The sequence below is a fragment of the Evansella sp. AB-rgal1 genome (genome assembly GCF_041820985.1).
Classification (GTDB): Bacteria; Bacillota; Bacilli; order Bacillales; family Salisediminibacteriaceae; genus Evansella.
This window is the reverse complement of record NZ_JBGUAU010000009.1, coordinates 89,071-109,789: the sequence shown is the minus strand read 5'-3', so window position 1 is coordinate 109,789 and position 20,719 is coordinate 89,071. Positions and strand designations below refer to the sequence as shown.

19 protein-coding genes are annotated in these 20,719 nt (G+C 36.1%); 13 read left to right on the top strand and 6 right to left on the bottom strand.

Going from position 1 to position 20,719, the window contains the following annotated elements:
- Window positions 1-19: 19 nt before the first annotated feature.
- A complete protein-coding gene (gene eutH, locus ACERII_RS09590; protein WP_373641879.1) occupies window positions 20-1,129 on the top strand; it encodes an ethanolamine utilization protein EutH in 1,110 nt (369 codons plus the stop codon).
- Window positions 1,130-1,159: 30 nt separating this feature from the next.
- Here the strand turns inward: eutH and ACERII_RS09585 are convergent, their stop codons facing one another.
- Window positions 1,160-1,402: a hypothetical protein gene (locus ACERII_RS09585; RefSeq protein ID WP_373641878.1), complete on the bottom strand. Its 243-nt coding sequence runs from the start codon at window positions 1,400-1,402 to the stop codon at window positions 1,160-1,162.
- Between the two features lie 296 nt (window positions 1,403-1,698).
- Window positions 1,699-2,091 carry a response regulator transcription factor gene (locus ACERII_RS09580; protein ID WP_373641877.1) on the bottom strand — a complete coding sequence of 131 codons (393 nt, stop codon included), beginning with the start codon at window positions 2,089-2,091 and terminating at the stop codon, window positions 1,699-1,701.
- Between the two features lie 501 nt (window positions 2,092-2,592).
- On the opposite strand from ACERII_RS09580, the gene ACERII_RS09575 reads away from it, so the two are divergent.
- The 9 genes from ACERII_RS09575 (at window position 2,593) to ACERII_RS09535 (ending at window position 13,269) form a co-directional block, all read left to right on the top strand.
- A complete protein-coding gene (locus tag ACERII_RS09575; RefSeq protein ID WP_373641876.1) occupies window positions 2,593-3,741 on the top strand; it encodes a BMP family lipoprotein in 1,149 nt (382 codons plus the stop codon).
- Between the two features lie 130 nt (window positions 3,742-3,871).
- On the top strand, window positions 3,872-5,401 hold the full coding sequence (locus ACERII_RS09570) for an ABC transporter ATP-binding protein (protein ID WP_373641875.1): 1,530 nt from the start codon (window positions 3,872-3,874) through the stop codon (window positions 5,399-5,401).
- Window positions 5,401-6,456, top strand: a complete 1,056-nt coding sequence (locus ACERII_RS09565) for an ABC transporter permease (protein WP_373641873.1) — start codon at window positions 5,401-5,403, stop codon at window positions 6,454-6,456. Before ACERII_RS09570 ends, ACERII_RS09565 begins: the two co-directional genes overlap by 1 nt.
- Complete coding sequence (locus ACERII_RS09560) at window positions 6,457-7,422, top strand: ABC transporter permease (RefSeq protein WP_373641871.1); 966 nt, start codon at window positions 6,457-6,459, stop codon at window positions 7,420-7,422.
- A gap of 433 nt (window positions 7,423-7,855) precedes the next feature.
- On the top strand, window positions 7,856-8,542 hold the full coding sequence (locus tag ACERII_RS09555; RefSeq protein ID WP_373641870.1) for a DUF2225 domain-containing protein: 687 nt from the start codon (window positions 7,856-7,858) through the stop codon (window positions 8,540-8,542).
- Between the two features lie 399 nt (window positions 8,543-8,941).
- A complete protein-coding gene (locus ACERII_RS09550; RefSeq protein ID WP_373642008.1) occupies window positions 8,942-10,462 on the top strand; it encodes a GNAT family N-acetyltransferase in 1,521 nt (506 codons plus the stop codon).
- Between the two features lie 285 nt (window positions 10,463-10,747).
- Complete coding sequence (locus tag ACERII_RS09545; RefSeq protein ID WP_373641869.1) at window positions 10,748-11,191, top strand: hypothetical protein; 444 nt, start codon at window positions 10,748-10,750, stop codon at window positions 11,189-11,191.
- Between the two features lie 110 nt (window positions 11,192-11,301).
- Complete coding sequence (glpK, locus tag ACERII_RS09540) at window positions 11,302-12,795, top strand: glycerol kinase GlpK (protein WP_373641868.1); 1,494 nt, start codon at window positions 11,302-11,304, stop codon at window positions 12,793-12,795.
- A gap of 282 nt (window positions 12,796-13,077) precedes the next feature.
- Window positions 13,078-13,269 carry an aspartyl-phosphate phosphatase Spo0E family protein gene (locus tag ACERII_RS09535; RefSeq protein ID WP_373641866.1) on the top strand — a complete coding sequence of 64 codons (192 nt, stop codon included), beginning with the start codon at window positions 13,078-13,080 and terminating at the stop codon, window positions 13,267-13,269.
- Between the two features lie 328 nt (window positions 13,270-13,597).
- Here the strand turns inward: ACERII_RS09535 and ACERII_RS09530 are convergent, their stop codons facing one another.
- Window positions 13,598-14,527: a DMT family transporter gene (locus ACERII_RS09530; RefSeq protein ID WP_373641864.1), complete on the bottom strand. Its 930-nt coding sequence runs from the start codon at window positions 14,525-14,527 to the stop codon at window positions 13,598-13,600.
- Between the two features lie 170 nt (window positions 14,528-14,697).
- Here ACERII_RS09530 and ACERII_RS09525 point away from each other — a divergent pair, with 170 nt between their 5' ends.
- Window positions 14,698-15,192 (top strand): cation:proton antiporter regulatory subunit, encoded by a 495-nt coding sequence (locus ACERII_RS09525; protein ID WP_373641862.1) that lies wholly within the window; start codon window positions 14,698-14,700, stop codon window positions 15,190-15,192.
- Window positions 15,193-16,362, top strand: a complete 1,170-nt coding sequence (locus ACERII_RS09520) for a cation:proton antiporter (protein ID WP_373641861.1) — start codon at window positions 15,193-15,195, stop codon at window positions 16,360-16,362.
- Window positions 16,363-17,071: 709 nt separating this feature from the next.
- Here the strand turns inward: ACERII_RS09520 and ACERII_RS09515 are convergent.
- Window positions 17,072-18,616, bottom strand: coding sequence for a peptide chain release factor 3 (locus ACERII_RS09515; protein ID WP_373641859.1), 1,545 nt, complete (start codon window positions 18,614-18,616; stop codon window positions 17,072-17,074).
- Between the two features lie 386 nt (window positions 18,617-19,002).
- On the bottom strand, window positions 19,003-19,179 hold the full coding sequence (locus ACERII_RS09510) for a hypothetical protein (RefSeq protein ID WP_373641857.1): 177 nt from the start codon (window positions 19,177-19,179) through the stop codon (window positions 19,003-19,005).
- A gap of 359 nt (window positions 19,180-19,538) precedes the next feature.
- Here ACERII_RS09510 and ACERII_RS09505 point away from each other — a divergent pair, with 359 nt between their 5' ends.
- A complete protein-coding gene (locus tag ACERII_RS09505) occupies window positions 19,539-20,099 on the top strand; it encodes a CBO0543 family protein (RefSeq protein WP_373641855.1) in 561 nt (186 codons plus the stop codon).
- A gap of 34 nt (window positions 20,100-20,133) precedes the next feature.
- On the opposite strand, the gene leuD is transcribed toward ACERII_RS09505, so the two are convergent.
- On the bottom strand, window positions 20,134-20,715 hold the full coding sequence (leuD, locus tag ACERII_RS09500; RefSeq protein ID WP_373641853.1) for a 3-isopropylmalate dehydratase small subunit: 582 nt from the start codon (window positions 20,713-20,715) through the stop codon (window positions 20,134-20,136).
- Window positions 20,716-20,719: the final 4 nt, after the last annotated feature.

Sequence of the window (20,719 nt, the reverse complement as noted above, 5' to 3'; positions counted from 1 at the left end):
ATAGGGCGTTGGTGTAATTGTGTGGATAAATGAAGCAGTAATATGGATTTTAGTATTCTTTATGGTAATAGGTGCAATTGATAGAATAAGAGGAAATAAGAAAGGATACGGGAAGGCATTTGAAGAGGGATTTTCAGCAATGGGTCCTATTGCACTAGCCATGGTGGGAATCATCTCCATTTCTCCTGTTTTAGCAGAACTGCTTCGGCCCGTAGTAACACCTATTTTTTCACTAATAGGGGCAGATCCTGCGATGTTTCCAGGGATGTTATTAGCCATTGATATGGGTGGCTATTCTCTTGCTATCGAACTAGCACAAACGGAAATGGCTGCTCAATTTGCTGGAATAATTGTTGCTACTTTACTAGGCCCAACTTTTGTTTTTACCATCCCAGTAGCATTAAGTCTTATTGAAAGAAAAGATGAGACAATATTTGCAAAAGGGATTTTGGTTGGAATCATCCCCATCCCAATTGGAGCTCTTATTGGTGGAATGATAGCAGGATTTCCAATTTCGTTTTTATTGCTTCAGTTAATTCCTCTGACGATATTTTCTCTAGTAATTATTGGTGGACTAGTTTTTTTCCAGAAGCAAATGATTAAACTCTTTGTTCTTGTGGGGAAAGTAGTAGTAATTATTATTACCATAGCACTAGCATTGAGTATTATCGAGGCATTAACTGGTCTATCTGTTATTCCAGGAATGACGCCACTCTCAGAGGGAATTTATATAGTAGGAATTATTGCTATTGCATTAGCAGGGGCGTTTCCTCTTGTTCACTTTTTGAAAAAATCGTTAAAACCAGTGTTAAAGCCTATTTCAAAAAAAATAGAGATTTCAGAGCTTGCGTTAATAGGATTAATATCTTCACTTGCCCATAGTATTCCTATGTTTAAATTCCTTTCCTCTATGGATGAGAAAGGGAAACTACTAAATATCGCGTTTGCTGTAAGTGGGGCTTTTGTCTTAGGAGGGCATTTAGGTTTTACAGCGTCGGTGGAGCAAAACTTGATTTTTCCAATGATGATGGGAAAAATAGTAGCAGGATGTTTAGCTGTGTTGATCGCTTTTTATGTTGCGAGTAGAAACGTATCTTTAACAACGAAAAAAGGTGTGCTGAAAAGTTAAATTACTTTTGGTACACCTTTTTTGTTAATTTTAAGATGGTTCATGGCTCTTATGACGTTTCAGGTATTCTTTGACAAGACTATATTTCTCTTTAGTGAATGTAAGAATGGAAAGCTGTGTTTTGTTTCCTTCTGCCCATGCCTCTTTATTATACTCGTGTTTTCTCATGTTTTTCTCATGGCGTTTGCTGCCGTAATAATGGTATTTTGTATAATGCCATACATACCAAAAATTATGCCAGTGAACTAGACAAACTACTATTTTTGAATTCACTATATCTCCCCCATTTGACTAATCTAGCATGACTCTTATAGAGGAATATATTTTACTAGACTGAATTTTAGAACTAATAGAGTATTTTTTTTGTTTTATCTATTAAAAATGGTGTAATGGGTTATATGTATGTACCAATTTTGGGTTTATGCGTAGTTTCATTCGCCAGGGTACAAATGTTCACTTGCATGGGGGCTCTGTTTAATCTTGTTGTTGATTTTTGCTTTAGATTGCTCGCCTTTCTAGGGGGAATTCCCAAACCTATCGACAAAAAAACACCATACATGTGTGGTTAATCACACTTTAGTATGAGTGTTTGTTTGTTCATCTAAGTATTTTTGGATAATATTCTTCACTTCTAATTCTCCTAGAGGTTTTTGAATGAAGGTATATGCTCCTAATCGTTTTGATTTTTTTAGGTGGGCTAGTCCGCTTGTTGACGATGCCATAACTACACGAATATCAGGATAATGTTGATGGATCTCTTTTAATGCAGCAATACCATCTTTTTTAGGCATGATGATATCCATAAAGACAAGGTGCGGTTTGGTTTCATGACACAATAAAATAGCTTCTTCACCGTCTTTTGCTTCCACTATATTTCTAATGCCTAGTAATTGAAGTAAACGTATCGTTTCATTACGAACAGTCTCCGAATCGTCACATACTAGAATTCTAAGTTTATCCACTATAATAGCCCCCTTACCAAATTAGTAGGAAGTGTATTTGTTATGGTTATTCTATCATATGTTACTCTAGGAATAGAGGGTGTTCATCCATTTGTCATCTTATCTTAATAATGTCGGAATTTGGGCTGAATTATTTTCGATTCGACATCATTCGAGGATATTGAATGGATGATACCGTTTTTTACCTTAATGAAAAAAAAATTGAGGATCTTTTTAGTAAACGGTAAATTTTATATAAAAAAATGTTTAAACATGAGGAAAATAATGATATATTTAAGTCGATTCTAGAAAAGTTTTCTATGGATAAATTTGGTGCATCTCTTGTCAGACAATCGGACAAGCTATTTTTATGCAATGAAAACTAACTAGATGATAATTTATGTCGTTTTGTGTCATAATAATTAGTGGGGTCAGTTACTTTTCCTGTTCTTAAAGAAAAGGAATTTTTGTACTTCCTATTAAAAATCAAAACGATAAAAAATGATCAAGGGGGATCAGAAAATGAAAAACAAATTTCTATTGCTTCTATTGAGTTTGCTAGCTGTAGGAACACTTCTCGTTGCTTGCGGAGAAGGAAATGATGGAGATACAACTCCAATTGATTCAGGCGCGAACAACGGTGAGGATGTTAATGACAATAATGAAGGTAATGATGTAGCAAACAACGACGGGGAAGACGGAGAATTCTCAGTGAAGATGGTTACTGATACGGGTGGTATTGACGACAAATCATTTAACCAATCAGCTTGGGAAGGATTACAAGAATTTGGTGCAGACTTTGATGTAGAGGTTGATTATATCCACTCTAGTTCAACGTCAGATTATACTCCAAACTTAAACAGATTAGCTCGTTCAGGTACTGATCTTAGTTTTGCTATTGGTTTCTTAATGGAAGATGATGTTCGTACTGTTGCAGAGCAAAATCCTGATAACCAATTTGCAATTGTAGATATGGTTGTAGTGGATGGAGAAGGAAACACATATCCAAACATTGCTAACTTAACTTTTGCTGAACACCAAGGATCATTCTTAGTAGGAGTAGTTGCTGGTCTTCAGACAGAAACGGATCACGTAGGTTTTATCGGCGGAGTAGAAGGTGAGCTTATTAAGAAGTTTGAAAATGGTTTTAAAGCAGGAGTAAAAGCGGTTAACCCTGGTGCAGAAATTTCTGTTCAATATGCTGAGTCCTTTGGTGATGAGTCACGTGGACAGCAAATCGCAAGTAATTTTTACAACAATGGTGCTGACATTATCTATCACGCAGCTGGTGGAACAGGCTTAGGAGTATTCTCCGAAGCAATCAACCGTGCTAGAGGTGGAGAAAATGTTTGGGTTATCGGCGTAGACCGTGACCAACATGAAGAGGGAGAGTATGATGGTGGAAATGTTACTCTAACTTCCATGGTTAAGCGTGTAGACCAAGCAGTTTACCAAGTTTCTGAAATGACATTAGAAGGTAATTACCCTGGTGGGCAAGTTTTAGAATTTGGATTAGATAACCAAGGTGTTGGAATCGCTGAAACATCAGATAATGTTACGGAAGATAGTTTATCTGCAGTAGAAGAGTGGGAACAAAGAATTTTAAGTGGTGAATTTGAAGTTCCTCAAACGGACGATGAGTATGAAGCTTATCTTGAAACGTTAGAATAATAAAGCTTTACGTAACAAAGGCTAGTGCTTCACTAGCCTTTGTTACTAATAGAAAGAAAGTAATAAGTACATAATTCATATGTAGGTTGCACATATAGCTATTCTATTTAACGCGTTAGGGGTGTTTGCATTGGAATACGTTATTGAAATGAATAACATACGAAAAGAATTTCCAGGTATTGTTGCCAATGACAATGTAACGCTACAAGTAAAACAAGGTGAAATACATGCTCTTTTAGGTGAAAATGGAGCTGGAAAATCAACATTAATGAATGTCTTGTTCGGTCTCTATCAACCGGAGCGAGGCGAGATAAAAGTTCGTGGTGAAAGTGTGAAGATTACAGATCCTAATGCTGCTAATGACTTAGGAATTGGGATGGTTCACCAGCATTTTATGTTAATTGATAAATTTACTGTAACGGAAAATATCATACTTGGTTTAGAACCTAAAAAAGGTGCAAGTATAGACATAAACACAGCAGAAAAAGATGTAGCGGAAATATCCAAAAGGTATGGATTAAGAGTTGATCCAAAAGCGAAAGTGGAGAATATTTCTGTTGGAATGCAACAAAGGGTTGAAATACTAAAAACCTTATATCGAGGGGCAGATATTTTAATTTTCGATGAACCTACTGCTGTTTTAACTCCACAAGAAATAAATGAATTAATGGAAATAATGAAGAAGCTTATAAATGAGGGTAAGTCGATTATTCTTATTACACATAAATTAAAAGAGATCATGGCATCATGTGATCGTTGTACAGTAATTCGACGTGGAAAAGGCATTGGAACAGTTGATGTTTCTCAAACAAATCCGAACGAACTTGCGGCTATGATGGTTGGTCGTGATGTGAGTTTTTCTGTAGAAAAAGAAGATCCTTCTCCAACGGATGTCGTTTTGAAAGTTGACGATTTAGTTGTTACGAACTCCAGAAATGTGGCTTCCGTAAATAAGTTAAACTTGGAAGTTAGAGCAGGAGAGATCGTTGGTATTGCTGGCGTAGAAGGAAATGGGCAGTCGGAATTAATTGAAGCCATAACTGGGTTAAGGAAAGCGGACAGTGGTTCCATTTCAATTAGTGGCAAGGAGATTACGAATTTACCACCGAGAAAGGTGACAGAATCAGGTGTTGGTCACATACCAGAGGATAGACACAAATACGGGTTAGTTCTTGATTTTACCATCGGTGAAAATATTTTATTACAAACATATTATCAAAAGCCATATACAAAAAATAGCGTATTGAATTATCCGTTAATGTATAAAAAAGCAAAGCAACTAATAGAGGAATACGACGTTCGTACACCAAATGAAAAAACACTTGCTCGTTCTTTATCCGGAGGAAATCAGCAGAAGGCAATTATTGCAAGGGAAGTGGACCGTTCCCCTGATCTCTTAATTGCAGCTCAACCTACAAGAGGTCTTGATGTAGGAGCAATTGAATTTATTCATCGGAAGTTGATTGAAGAAAGAGACAATGGAAAAGCGGTGTTGTTAATTTCATTAGAACTTGATGAAGTTCTCAATGTTAGTGATAGAATTGCCGTCATTTATGAGGGACAAATTATTGACATTGTGGATCCAAAAACAACGTCGGAACAAGAACTTGGTTTATTAATGGCAGGCGGAAAACGAGAGAAAGTAGGTGATCAGGGCTAATGTTTGGAAAATGGTCTTTATCAAAATATGCAATTCCATTTATTGCAATTTTCTTTGGATTTTTTGCTGGGGCCCTGATCATGCTAGTAAGTGGAAATAATCCTATTACGGGTTATGTGGCATTATTTCAAGGGGTATTTGGAGACATTTATTACTTTGGAGAAACACTGCGGATGATGACTCCACTTATTTTTACAGGCTTAGCGGTAGCATTTGCGTTTCGAACCGGTCTCTTAAACATCGGGGTAGAAGGTCAGCTGATTATAGGTTGGTTAGCTTCCGTATCTGTAGGTGTACTATTTGACCTACCACTTATTCTTCACCTTCCTTTAGCATTATTTGCAGGGGCACTAGCAGGTGGTATTTGGGGATTCATCCCAGGTTTCTTAAAAGCACGATTTCATGTTCATGAAGTTATTGTAACGATCATGTTGAACTACGTTGCTCTTCATGTGAGCAATTATATTATTCGAAATCATCTCTTAGCGTCAGGACAAAGAACAGATAATGTTCCAAGATCTGCTTCCCTTTCTTCTGATTTTCTTGCAAATATTACTGATTACTCGAGATTACACTGGGGATTTTTTATTGCAATATTCGCATGTGTTGTAATGTGGTTTATTTTATGGAAGACAACAAAAGGGTACGAGCTTCGATCCGTTGGATATAATCAACAGGCTTCCTCTTATGCGGGGATGAATGTAAAACGAAATATCATTTTATCTATGGTTATCTCAGGAGCGTTTGCAGGATTAGGAGGAACGATGGAAGGTCTCGGAACGTTTGGTAATGCACAAATTCAACAAACGTTTACTAACCTTGGTTTTGATGGAATTGCTGTTGCATTATTAGGTGCAAACACGTCCATAGGAATATTTCTATCCGCATTCTTATTCGGTGCTTTAAAAATAGGGTCTTCCAATATGCAGGATGCGGCGAATGTTGCGCCAGAGCTTATTCAAATCGTTATCGCATTAATTATTTTCTTTGTTGCTTCTAGTTACCTCATCCGTTGGTACTTGAATCGTTTCCAAAGCAAAAAGGGGGGGAAATAAATGGATGCAGTTATTACCATTTTAAACGCAATAATTCCTGCTGCAATCTTTGCAGCAACTCCTTTAATTTTTACTGCTTTGGGTGGTTTGTTTAGTGAACGTGCCGGGGTAGTTAACATCGGTCTTGAAGGTTTAATGGTTATGGGCGCCTTTAGTGGAATCGTCTTTACGCTACTTTTTGAAAACATAGGGATGGGAGCTGCTTCGCCATGGGTAGCCATTATTGCCGCGATGGTGGTTGGTGCAATATTTTCTTTGTTTCATGCTGTCGCATCGATTACGCTTAAGGCTGATCAAATCGTAAGTGGTGTAGCATTAAACTTTCTTGCCATCGGTTTGTCTGTATTTATTGTTCGAGAAGTTTTTGGTAGAGGACAAACAGATTATATTAGAAATAGAATTTTTCGAACGAATATTCCCGTGTTAGAGGATATTCCGATTATCGGAAATTGGTTTTTTAGTAATGTATATATAACTTCTTACGTTGCCCTTGCTTGTGTTTTTATTGTATGGTACGTGGTATTTAAGACTCCATTCGGTCTTCGATTAAGAGCAGTAGGGGAGCATCCGACTGCTGCAGATACAATGGGAATTAAAGTGAATCGTATGAAATATATCGCAGTTATGTTAAGTGGTGCTTTTGGTGGAATTGGTGGTGCTGTCTATGCTATTACTGTTGTTGGTGCCTTTGGTGGAATAACCATCACTGGACAAGGGTTTATGGCATTAGCTGCATTAGTATTCGGAAAGTGGCACCCGTTTGGTATTCTTGGAGCAACCTTGTTTTTTGGGTTTGCGCAAGCTTTGAGTATAACTGCGGAGCAAATACCAGCTCTATCTAATGTACCATCAGTGTATTTATTAATTGCTCCTTATGTATTAACAATCTTAGCTTTAGCTGGTTTTGTAGGGAAAGCCGAAGCTCCTAAAGCATTAGGAAAAGCATATGAAAAAGGTAGTCGTTAAATATATTGATGAGGTGCCTTGAAATGTCAGTAGTTCCGTTTAGAGTGTGAAAACTAAAAATAATATAGCAAAAACGAGACATTTTCACATAGTGGATGTGTCTCGTTTTTTTATCATAAAGGCTCTGTTAAACGTTGATATTGATTTTTTATTTTACTATTTTCGGTGCTATTTTCTCATTAAGAGAATTTTTCTCCACACGAAAGGAACTACCTACTTGAAAGGAGACACCTTTTTTGTTTCTATTCTGAACTTAACTATCAGGAGGAAATGGTTATATTGTGGAAAGTTTTCTTTTATAAAATTGTTTTATCCTACCAATACAGTAGGCCTTTCTTATTGCACTTGTAACAACAGCTAAGTATTCCTTTCACTGTTTTATAAGGTCTTTTATACTTGTAATAAGATTTGTAGAAAAAAAGGAGGTTCTAAGATGATCGAACAACAACTTCCACCCTTATATGATAAAACAATACCTTGTCCCATCTGCAATAAGGAATTTTCCTCAAAAAAAGTTCGCTCCAAAGCAATCCGGATGGAGAAAATAGAGAATGACTTTTATACAGAATATAAAGACCCATCTACAAACCCTAATTTATATGAAGTCTATGTTTGTCCAACTTGTGGCTTCTCTTTTACTGATCAGTTTCGTAAAATTCTAAATAATGGAGAAAAGAAACAATTTCTTGAGAACGTATCTAAAAACTGGGTCTCACAATCATTTGGTGATGCTAGAAGTTACCAAGAAGCAATTCATGCATATAAGCTAGCACTCCTTTCAGGGATGGAAACAAATCAATATCCAGTTATATTAGGAGGAATCTGTCTTAGAATCAGTTGGTTGTGTCGTTTCCTTCATTTTGAAGAAGAGGAAAGTAGATTTGTCTCACTTGCTTTAACACAATATGAGAATTCTTATATGGAAGGTGATTTCAAAGATACTTCCATGTCTGAGTTGAAGTTGTTATTCTTCCTAGGTGTACTAAGTAAAAAAGTAGGAAAGATAGAGAATGCAACAAAATACTTTTCAAAGGTTGTACAGCATAAAGATGCAGAGCGCGAACCAATCATTATTGATAATGCTAGAGAGCATTGGTACGAAATCAGAAGTAATAAGTAATATTGAATGATAAATGATCAGTGGCAAAGTCAATATGTTGTAGGAAAAATAACAGTTTTCGTTATTATTTTAAAAAGTAGGGAAAAGCTATAGTGAGTAATACTTACTATAGTTTTTTTACTTTAAAATAAGACTCTGTTAAACGTTGATGTTGACTTTTACTACATGTTGCTAGGTTTTTTTGAGTTGCACCTAAAGTCACCTCCAATTTTTGAATGAGTATTTATAGGAGTCTCGCAACTGCCTTAAAATTCAACATTGAATAAAAAAGAACACGGTCCTTTAACATAGACAAAAATAAAAGTGTGATCTTTTGCAATTATCCTCATCAAGTATTAGATTTAATATAAGGCAGTTGTAAGTAAAGGAAGGGTGAGATTTTTCGTGGAACCGTTAGATATGTCAAGGTTTGAGAAAAGGGTTATTATACGAAATATACGCAATGAAGATATAGACAAAATAATTGAGCTTTCTAAAAAGTGTTTTCCAAAAATGAATTCATGGAAACGAGATCAATTAGAAAGTCACTTGGACATTTTTCCGGAAGGCCAATTTTGTGTAGAACTAGAAGGTGAAATCATTGGATCATGTTCAAGTTTAATCATAAATTTCGATGAGTATGATGATCAACACACGTGGGATGAAATTACCGATAAGGGTTATATAACAAACCATGATCCTGAAGGTTATAATTTATATGGAATAGAGGTGGCCGTAGATCCTAATTATCGAAGAATGAAAATTGGGAGAAGGTTATACGAGGCACGAAAAGATTTAGCGAGAAGAATGAATTTAAAAAGTATCGTCATTGGTGGAAGAATTCCTAATTACAACAAATACGTAAAGGAAATGACTCCAAGAGATTATGTAGAAGAAGTAATGCATCATAATATATATGATCCAGTATTAACATTCCAGGTGATGAATGGATTTACATTAAAACGAGTAAACAAGAATTATTTGGATGATGATAAGGCATCAATGAAGTATGCCACATTAATGGAATGGAACAATGTTGACTATCAACCAACGTCTAAGCGACATTTTAAAACTTCATTTCCAGTTCGTATCTGCGCTATTCAATATATGATGAAAAAGATTCATTCCTTTGATGAGTTTGCTCAGCAATGTGAGTACTATGCTGATGTAGGTGCAAGCTACCAATCGGATTTCGTAGTATTTCCGGAGATATTTACTACACAGCTCTTATCGTTTATCGAAGAGAAAAGTCCTAGCCAAGCAATCAGAAGGTTAACAGAATATACGGAGGATTATATTAGTCTTTTTACATCGCTTGCGATTAAGTATAACGTAAATATTATTGGAGGTTCCCATTTCGTTGAAGAAGAAGGGGATATTTATAATATTGCTTATCTCTTTCGAAGAGATGGAACAATTGAGAAGCAATATAAGATCCATATCACACCGAATGAACGTAAGTATTGGGGAATTCACGGTGGCGATAAAGTAGAGGTATTTGATACAGACTGTGGTAAGATTGCTATTCAAATTTGTTATGACATCGAATTCCCAGAGCTTGCTCGTATTGCTACAGAAAAAGGAGCAAACATAATCTTCACTCCGTTTTGTACAGATGAACGACAAGGTTATTTGAGAGTTCGATATTGCGCTCAGGCTAGAGCGGTGGAAAACCAAATTTACACCATGATAGCAGGTACTGTTGGAAATTTAACGCATGTAGAAAATATGGATATCCAATATGCCCAATCGGGAATTTTCACTCCATCGGACTTTCCGTTCCCACGGGATGCCATTGTAGGGGAGTGCCACCCAAATATTGAAAATGTAGTAGTCGGAGATGTTGATCTAGAGATATTACGACGAAATCGAAAATCAGGTAACGTAACGCCGTGGCGTGACCGCCGAAAAGACTTATACGAGATTAAATATGATTGTTAGAGAAAAAAGCCTAAAGGTGAACCTTTAGGCTTTTTTTGAAGGAGACATTGGTACGTTGGGTTCTAGATGCTACCTCGGGTAAAAAAAGACCAAGTTCGTACCACGCTCAAACTTACGGAAATTCGGAGATTTACCCGGAGGCCAATCAAGGAGCTACTCTGGCGTAAGAATATGCTTGTTAATACAGTTTATGAATGAAAAAATATGTCTACCCTGTTGAAAGGTATGAAGAAGGAATGTAGATCCTTTTCAGAACTTCGAAGGAAGGGTAGGTGGTATAAAACTATGGAGAAAAATAACGAAGAGAAAAAATTAGTACAATCCTCAACTGTCATTGTGATTCCGATTTTAATCATGCTAAGTATTATTGTTTTTAACATTAGTCAAATACTCCAAATTTCCCATAATGAATCTCCAAGACAGTTTTCAAATGAAGTATCCATTCAATGGTCAGCTCGTGAACTTCCAATTACCTCCAACCGTCCAATCACATTACACGTTATTGCACTAGATGAAAAAGGAGGTTGGATTACGGATGGAGAAGCTAGAGCCGTCTTGACTAATAAACATAATGAAGAAATTACACTCAATTTTTATCATGTGGAGGATGGGCTATATGAAACGGTGACAATGATACCGAACCAGGGGGAATGGAGAGGTGGGATTGAGGTTGTGTGGAATAATAAATATTCAACAATACCTTTACAGATGGAGGTTCTTCCTAATTGAGTTACCACTTCAAAACATAAAAATGAAAGAAATATCATGTTTTCTTTTCTATCGTTAATGGTAAGGGATTATAATAATAATTAACTAGAGAAAAGTGGGGGAGTGGAAGAATGGAGAAAAAATATATAATGTCCATCGATCAAGGAACAACAAGTTCGCGTGCTATATTATTTAATAAGTCAGGGGATATCGTCCAAGTGGCACAACAAGAATTCACTCAAATTTTTCCAAAGCCAGGTTGGGTTGAACATAATGCAAATGAAATTTGGTCATCTGTTTTAGCGGTTATTGCTGAAGTAATTAGTAAATCGGAAGTATCACCAAAAGAGATTGCATCCATCGGAATAACAAATCAACGAGAAACAACGATTGTCTGGGATAAGGAAACGGGAAAACCAATATACAATGCTCTAGTATGGCAATCAAGACAGACAGATTTTATTTGTGAAGAACTAAAAGAGAAAAAGTATAATCCATTGTTTCGTGAAAAAACAGGTCTACTTATCGATGCATATTTCTCTGGTACAAAAGTAAAGTGGATATTAGATTATGTTCCAGGTGCACGGGAAAAAGCACAGCAGGGAAAACTTCTATTTGGTACGGTGGACACTTGGTTAATCTGGAACTTATCCGGTGGTAAAGCACATGTAACGGATTTTTCCAACGCCTCAAGGACATTAATGTTTAATATTTATGACTTGATGTGGGATGATGAAATTCTCCGTATATTAGATGTACCAAAATCAATGCTTCCGGAAGTAAGATCATCTTCTGAGATTTATGCAAAAACAGTTAATTATCACTTTTTTGGAGAGGAAATACCTATTGCTGGTGTTGCTGGTGATCAACAAGCAGCTTTATTTGGGCAGGCATGTTACGAAAAAGGAATGGTGAAAAATACGTATGGTACTGGATGCTTCATGTTAATGAATACAGGACAAGAACCAGTAAAATCTGATCATGGATTATTAACTACCATTGCTTGGGGAATTGATGGGAAGGTTGAGTATGCACTAGAAGGCAGTATTTTTGTTGCAGGCTCTGCTATTCAATGGCTACGTGACGGTCTTCGTATGTTTAAAAAGGCATCAGATAGTGAGGCATATGCAAGAAGGGTAAGTTCAACTGACGGTGTATACGTCGTTCCTGCGTTTGTAGGACTCGGTACTCCTTATTGGGATAGTGAAGTCCGTGGAGCCGTCTTTGGAATTACTAGAGGTACGGAAAAAGAGCACTTTGTTAGAGCAACACTAGAGTCGTTAGCATATCAAACAAAAGATGTTGTGAATGCTATGGTAGCTGATTCAGGTATTAATTTGAAAACCCTACGTGTTGACGGAGGTGCAGTAACAAATGAATTCCTTATGCAGTTTCAAAGTGACATGTTGGGAGTTCCAGTAGAACGTCCAATTGTCCAAGAAACAACAGCCCTTGGAGCAGCGTATTTAGCGGGATTAGCTGTAGGTTTTTGGAAAAATAAAGAGGAGATCTCGGAACAATGGAATATAGATCGAACATTTGATGCGATAATTTCAGAAAATGAACGAGAACTTCTTTACACTGGTTGGCAAAACGCTGTGAAAGCTGCATCTGTTTTTAAATAGAAGTTACCATATTGGGTATTCTTGTCAAAAAATGTCTAGTTTTTCTTGTGACTATTTACCTAAAGTAGAAAAAAGGATGTTAATACTTAGTATTCGACAATAATTTCAAATAAACTAGAGTGAATAGAAAATATAGAGAAAATAAGGACTTTATTAGTCGAAACTATTGAAATTTTATCTTTTATAAATATAATATTATTTATAAAGATTCTAATTTGTCCATTCCCATTGCTACTATTATAATGGGTAAATGGCAAGTAATGGTAGAAATGAGTGAGAGACATGGGAATACATTACTATATTAAGCATCAAATGGAAGCTAAAAGAAAGCAGATGGTAAAAGCTGCAACTGTTCATGGACTTAATTCAAAAGAAACAGTTCGTTATAGTCAAGAGCTAGATCATCTGATGAATATTTATCGTCGTGTAACAGTGAATAATAATACTCCAAAAATTGCTGAAACGATAAGCTAATATAAAATGATTGTGACTTTTACACACCCTTTTCTTATGATGAGGGTGTATTTTATTGTTTACATGATAATTATGGAGCTCTACCAAGAAAATACGCAAGCTAATGGTAATTAAACTTATCTAGTATGACTAACTTTGTTGGTTAATATTCCATTCGCTTCAGTCTGCTCGCTTTCCTAGGGGAGCTGCCGAGGCTTTATATATATACTCCTAATTCACACTTGAGAAGGACAATTACCGTGTGAAGGGTAGGAGCGCAGCCTGCACTTACACTTCATAAGCAATCTTTCTGATGTGTAAGAGCAGGTAGCTTCGAATACTGAGGAAATCAATTTGCAATGTTCCTCTTGAGTCTCTTGTTTTTACTTTTGTTTTCTCTTCTTGTTTTTGTAGATAAATATACTCCGAATAACACCACGATTCCTCCAAAAAACTGATGATGCGTGAACTGCTCCCCTAATATGATTACGGCTAACATTGTTGTAAAGATAGGCACTAAATTAAAAAAGATCGATGCCTTCGCTGGACCTATTTCAGCAACGCCTTTATACCAAGCTAGAAGAGCTAATGCGGATGGGAAAATACCAATGTAGACAATCCCCAATATTATTTTTCCATCAAGAAGGTTTGGAAATCCTATCGTAACCCACTCTATAATCGAAATAGGAAGTAAGATGATAATACCTATGATCATCGTCATAACAAGACCTGAAATTGTGGGGAATTTAGAACTATGTTTTTTGATAATAATAGAGTACAATGCCCAGAAAATAATACCAATGAGCATAATGACATCTCCGATATTAAAAGAGAAGGATGTTATAACGTCCAAGGAACCTCTGCTAATAATCCACAAAATACCACCAAATGAAAGGATGATTCCTACTGTTTGAAGTTTGCTTATTGTCTCTCTTAATATAAGAAAGCCAAGGATGGCAGCAACGGTTGGCGTTAAGGCATCCACAATTGCGGCATTGATGGAGCTAGTATAATTTACAGAAAGATATAAACATCCATTAAATAAAACAATGCCTGTAATAGCTAATCCCATTAACGGTTTCCATTCTTTTTTCCATAGGGCATGGTTGAGGTTTATTGTTTTCAAGCAAACTGGCAACAAAAAAATGGTTGCAGATACAAAGCGTAGGAGAGCGAGAGTAAACGGAGGAATAATTCCTTCAAATGATTTTCCCACAATGAAATTGCCTGAGAAAAATAGCATGGCTGCTGTTAATAATATGTATGGATGTATTTTCATATAACACCTCCGTTCATCAATATAACATGAATTTGTCAGAAAGAACATTGGAAGAGGTAGCTTATTAGTCTATAGATATGAGAAATATTGATTGAATGTTTTTCACAATGGATAACTTGATATATACTAAGAGAAGGTAAAAGCAAATGATAGAAGGGAAGAAGTGAATCGTGCAAGTAAAAATGGCAGATCTACCAGGAATAGGGAAAAAGATATCGTTTATCACTGCAGAAGAAAGTATGATCGTATTAATAGTTCACCACACAGGTAAAAGAGAATTGTATTTCTTTCACGATCAAGATAATGATGAGGCCGACTTTTCCATAAATTTAACAGCTAATGAAACAAGAGAGCTAGGAGCACAACTTTTAGGAGCAGTATTCCAACCAGTTGATAGTGATAAAATGAAAATGTTAAAGAGCCAGATCGTAACAGAATGGATCAAGTTAGATCAAGATTCCATTATTGTAAACAAGACGATTGGTCAATCAGAGGTTAGAAAAAAGACCGGAGTATCGATCGTTGGGATTTTTAGAAAAGATGATGTGATTGCAAGCCCTGATATTGATGAAATGCTATTGGAAGGGGATACGGTCATGGCAATAGGTAAGCAGGAGGAGATTACAAAGTTCGAACAACTATGTGAAGGTAAGGACATCGGCTAATTGGATATATACATACCAGTCTTGATGAGTGCCGGAGTCATCTTCCTCCTGATGTTTATCTTCGGACTTATCAGCCTGAAATTTAAGATACCGGAAGTAATTATTTATATTTTATTAGGGGTAGTATTAGCATCCTTGCTTGGGGAGTCACATCTCCTTTACTTAATTGGAGAAGTAGGGATTGTTTTACTCTTCTTCATGCTAGGAATGGAATTTCCAATCAAGCAACTGTTGAAAGTGGCTAAAAAGGTGACACCTGCGGGTACTCTTGATGTAGTTTTAAATATTGGTGTAACAATGATCATTGTCTATTTATTTGGCCTGGGCCTTGTTGAATCATTGTTAATAGGTGGGGTTGTTTATGCTACAAGCTCCTCTATTACTGCGAAACTATTAGAAACGAACAAACGAATGGCAAATCCGGAGTCTGAGTTTATATTGGGATTATTAATATTTGAAGATTTAGTAGCACCAGTTTTAGTTGCTATATTAGTAGGGCTTACGGCTGGTACAGGAGTTACAGCAGGCTCTTTTACTTTATTAATGGTGAAGGTTGTTCTTCTAACAGCTGGAGCAATTATATTAGGACAATTGTTATTTAAAAAGCTTGAAAACTTCTTTGACCGATATTTAAGCTCTGATATCTTTATCATGTTTGTGATAGGTATCGCACTAGCATATGGTGGGTTAGCTTTATTTTTAGACCTGTCAGAAGTATTAGGTGCGTTCCTTGCAGGAATTATGATTGCTGAAGTTCGAAAAACAGAACAACTTGAGCACTTAATTGTTCCAATACGTGATCTAACATTGCCTTTATTCTTTCTGTGGTTCGGTACAACAATCGAATTTGGTTCAGGTATCCCTTACGTAGGTCTATTAATTACTTTAGTAATATGGGCCATTGTAGCTAAAATTATCGTTGGAATCATTGGTGGCCGTATGTATGGATTAAGTAAAAAGGTTGCGTTTCGTGCAGGTTTTTCCTTAATTCAGAGGGGAGAGTTTTCAATAATAATTGCGGCTCTCGCTGCTACAGAGATTATGGTATTTAGTAGTGTGTTCATCTTGGCTACCGCAATCATAGGTATTGGATTCTTCCAATTCGCTCCAAAAATTACGAACAAATTCTATCCAAATAAAAAACCAGCAAAGGTTAAACTGCCAGGATAACAGTGTTTTATTGAATTTTTACTAATTAGGATGACTCGAGTGGAATGTGAACCGTTCCACTCGAGTCATCTTTTATATGTCACAGAATCGAACAGGGCCATGTTCCCGAATATTTGTTATATTTTCTCACTAATTTTTTCTGTAAAATTAGGAGTAGACATGTTACAAATTAAAATAATTATTATATAATAAAAGAAAAGGAAAGCGGTGGTGAGGATGGCCATTGTTTATATTTGCAAAATGTGCAGTGGTACTGGTCATGTGGAAAGAAAGTATTGGTTTATGACTAAGAATGTTGCTTGCCGCTTCTGTAACGGATCTGGAAAGAAAAAATATAAAAAAGAGAAAATTGGTTAATTTCCTGCAAAGAATTTTGCAGGATTTTTTGTTTTTCGGAGGAAGTTTAACTAAGCATCCTTGGAACTACAGCGTACGCAGAAAAAATGAGTTAGTATTTTTCAAGGAGTTCGTGGCAAAGAGTATGCTCACATTATTCCAAATTTAGAGAGTATAGGAAATAAGAAACTCACAAGACGCCCTTTCATGACCGAAATGCAAATGTTCTGGACGATATAAGTGCTTTTTACTTTTATTCGTCCAGGTTATTTGACACGAGGTCATGGCGTCTGGAGCTAGACAACTTTCTAAGTCTTTCTTATCTTTTCAAAAAAGAGCTTGGAAGTAGTCAACTTCCAAACTCATTTAAAGCTTACTCTAAAATTTCCCAACCAGTGGATAGTTTAATATCTGGATATTTATCTTGGAACATTCGTAAAGTAAAGTCATTTTCAAATAGAATTACTGGTCGTTTTTGCTGGTCAAGTACGAGCATTCGCCGGCTATCAGTCATCCTATCAGTGACTTCTCCTTTTGTAACCCATCTTGCTAATTCGTGAGTCAGATGGGTAAATTCAATATCAACATTGTACTCATTCTTCATTCGGTATTCGAACACTTGGAATTGAAGTTCACCAACGGCGCCAATGATGAAGTCTTCAAAATAAGGAGTTTTATATAACTGTATTGTACCCTCCTGGACTAGCTGCTCCATACCTTTATGATATTGCTTATGTTTTAGTGCATTTTTTGCCATTATCTTTGCAAATTTCTCAGGTGGGAATTGTGGCATTTCCTCATAAATCAAACGTTCACTACCAGTGACAAGAGTATCTCCAACTTGGAAGTTACCAGAATCATAAAGCCCGATGATATCCCCAGGCATAGCCGTGTCTATTGTTTCACGGTCAGAAGCAAAGAAAGAGTGAGATTGATTTAGCTTCATTTTTTTCCCAGTACGAGAAAGCATTACTTCCATACCTCGCTCAAACTTACCTGAACATACCCGTAAGAATGCAATACGGTCACGGTGATTTGGATTCATATTTGCCTGTATCTTAAAAACGAAACCAGAAAATGTATTGCTTGCTGGTTCAATTAATTCTCCAGAAGCTTTACGAGGTTGCGGCTCGGCTGCAATCTTAACAAAGTTGTTTAAAAAGGATTGAACACCAAAGCTTGATAACGCACTCCCGAAAAATACAGGCGTTAATTGACCATTCTGGACTTTTTCCATTGTATACTCGTTACCAGCTTCTTCTAAAAGCAGGATATCTTCTTCTAGTCTTTCTTTTTCAAAATCCTGAAGAACATGCTGCTCATCATATGGAATTATTTCTCGTTCATGAGAATCATTATATACTTCAATTTTTTTATCAGGACGACTATAAATACCCCTTAATGTTTTCCCCATCCCAATTGGCCAATTCATAGGGTACGTCTCCATTTCTAGAACTTCCTCAATCTCTGCAAGAAGGTCTAATGGCTCTTTCCCTTCGCGGTCTAATTTGTTGATGAAGGTAAGAATAGGAATCCCACGCATACGACAAACCTTAAATAACTTCAGAGTTTGTGCCTCAATACCTTTTACACTGTCGATAACCATTACTGCTGTATCAACAGCGGTTAATGTACGATATGTGTCTTCACTAAAATCTTGGTGACCAGGTGTATCTAAAATATTTATTTGAACATCGTTATAAATTAATTGCATTACACTTGATGTAACAGAGATTCCTCTTTGTTTTTCAATTTCCATCCAGTCAGATGTAGCAAATTTTCCAGACTTTTTCCCTTTTACCGTTCCTGCACTTCGAATTCCACCACCGAGTAGTAATAACTTTTCCGTTAATGTAGTTTTACCTGCATCAGGGTGAGAGATGATTGCAAAGGTCCGTCTTGGTGTTTCATTAGACATATACATAACCCTTTCTTTTGTTAGCTAAAAATATGGTAATAGTGTAAGCAAATATGCTCCCTATTTGTCTCCAGTTTAGTACTCCAATTCCTCATTATATACAAAATCAAGAAAAGAATCACTTCTTTTTCAAAGATTGATGTTAAAAAAGGATTTAAAGACACTATGTTGTTGTTAGTCTATTCACAGCATGGATTTGAGGTTGTGGGTATATTGTAAGTTGATATTAAGAAGGGGATGAATTGTACGAACATGTTTGCCGATACAAAACAACGTTCATGTATGAAAGAGAAAGAGTCCAAAGAGCAATAAAATGCCTTTGGACTCTTTTCGAAGTAGTAGCGGAAGGGCTTTCATTTTTTATTATAAATAAGGATACAGGAAAATTAATATGCCTGTTCTTCGGCAGGTTTTAAGTACTTAGTAAAATAAGCTCCCATACAGGTTAAGACGAGTGTTCCTGTCCAAAAGACAACTCCCATTAAAGAGAGGCCAGCTAAGCCAACAATCACGTACAGAACAGGAATTAATAAAAAACAAATTGCGGTTAACCAACTTTTCATCATTTATTCTCCTTTCGAGTTAATTGCTTGTGTGTTAATAGAGTGGTTTTTAATATTAACATGTTGTTAATGTGGTTATTATGTTTACATTGTATAGGAAAAGTTGTTACTGTTCAAATATTTATTATAATTTTAAGAATATTATAATTTTTCGTGTGTGATTGCTAAAAATTATGGAAGGAGGCAGAAACAGACCTGGTACGCAAAATTTCATCCCAGTTAGCTTTCATGCAGAGAGGCAAGCACCTCTCTTTCCGTCACAAAAAAGAAAAAGTGTGATCATCTAAGTTTATTCACAAATGGGTGTGGACAAAATAAAAGGGAACAATGCAATTGGAAGGAAAGAGTGAGACTAATAAATGTCCTATCCTAGTTTTCAAGAGATTAGAGAAGTGCACCACCAACTCGTAGACATGAGACTGGAATATTGGCTACATAATAATGTATTTACTTTTCAATGGTGGCTATTATTAGTAGTCTTAATTGTACCTTGGTTCATCTGGTGGATGTTTGTTGACAAGAGAAGATTAAAAGAAATATTACTTTTTGGAACAATATTAATGATTTTAGTTATCGTGCTTGACGATTTAGGAGTAGAGTTACAGCTTTGGTCCTATCCATACCAATTGTTTAGTTTACTTCCTAGGTTAATCTCTATTGATCAAGGAATCATTATTGTGTTTCATATGTTGGTTTATCAATATTTTCCGAAATGGAAAATATTCATCATTGCAAATATTATTATGGCTGCAATATTCACGTATATATTTGAACCGATCACTGTTTGGATAGGTATATATGAATTAGATAATTGGAGATATTCATACTCGTTACCTATTTATGTTATTAAAGCAGTGTTAGTTAAGGGAATTGTAGATGAGTTTATTGTTAAGTATGTAAGAAAAAAAACGGGTGATTAGAGAGGTAGAAACCTTTCTAATCACCCGCTTCCTTTTAAAATGATAGTTCATATTGCTGAATTTTATCCTGGTGTGTAAGAGTTACTGCAATTTCGTCCCAACCATTTATTAACATTTCCTTGTGATAGGACGGAACTTCAAATGACTGCTCAAAACCTTCATTGTCAAAAATAACTTGTTTTTCTAAATCAACAGTTAGCCTATAGCTCTCTGATTCCGCCTTGCTAATAAGCTTTTCTACTTTCTCTTCATCGAGCTTAATAGCCAATATTCCATTTTTTACGCAGTTGTTGTAAAAAATATCAGCATAGCTTGGTGCAATAACAACCTTAAATCCATAATCTTGTATTGCCCAAGGCGCGTGCTCCCTAGAGGAGCCGCAACCGAAGTTTTCTCCAGCAACGATAATGGAAGCATCATCGTATTTGGGATCATTTAAGCTAAAGTTCTCTCTTGGAGTTCCATCATCGTGAAAACGCCAGTTATAAAAGAGAAACTGTCCGAAGCCTGTACGCTCGATTCGTTTTAAAAATTGCTTAGGAATGATTTGGTCTGTGTCAATATTTGCTCTATTCAAAGGGTACACAAGCCCTTCATGTTTTCGTATAGGTTCCATTTTT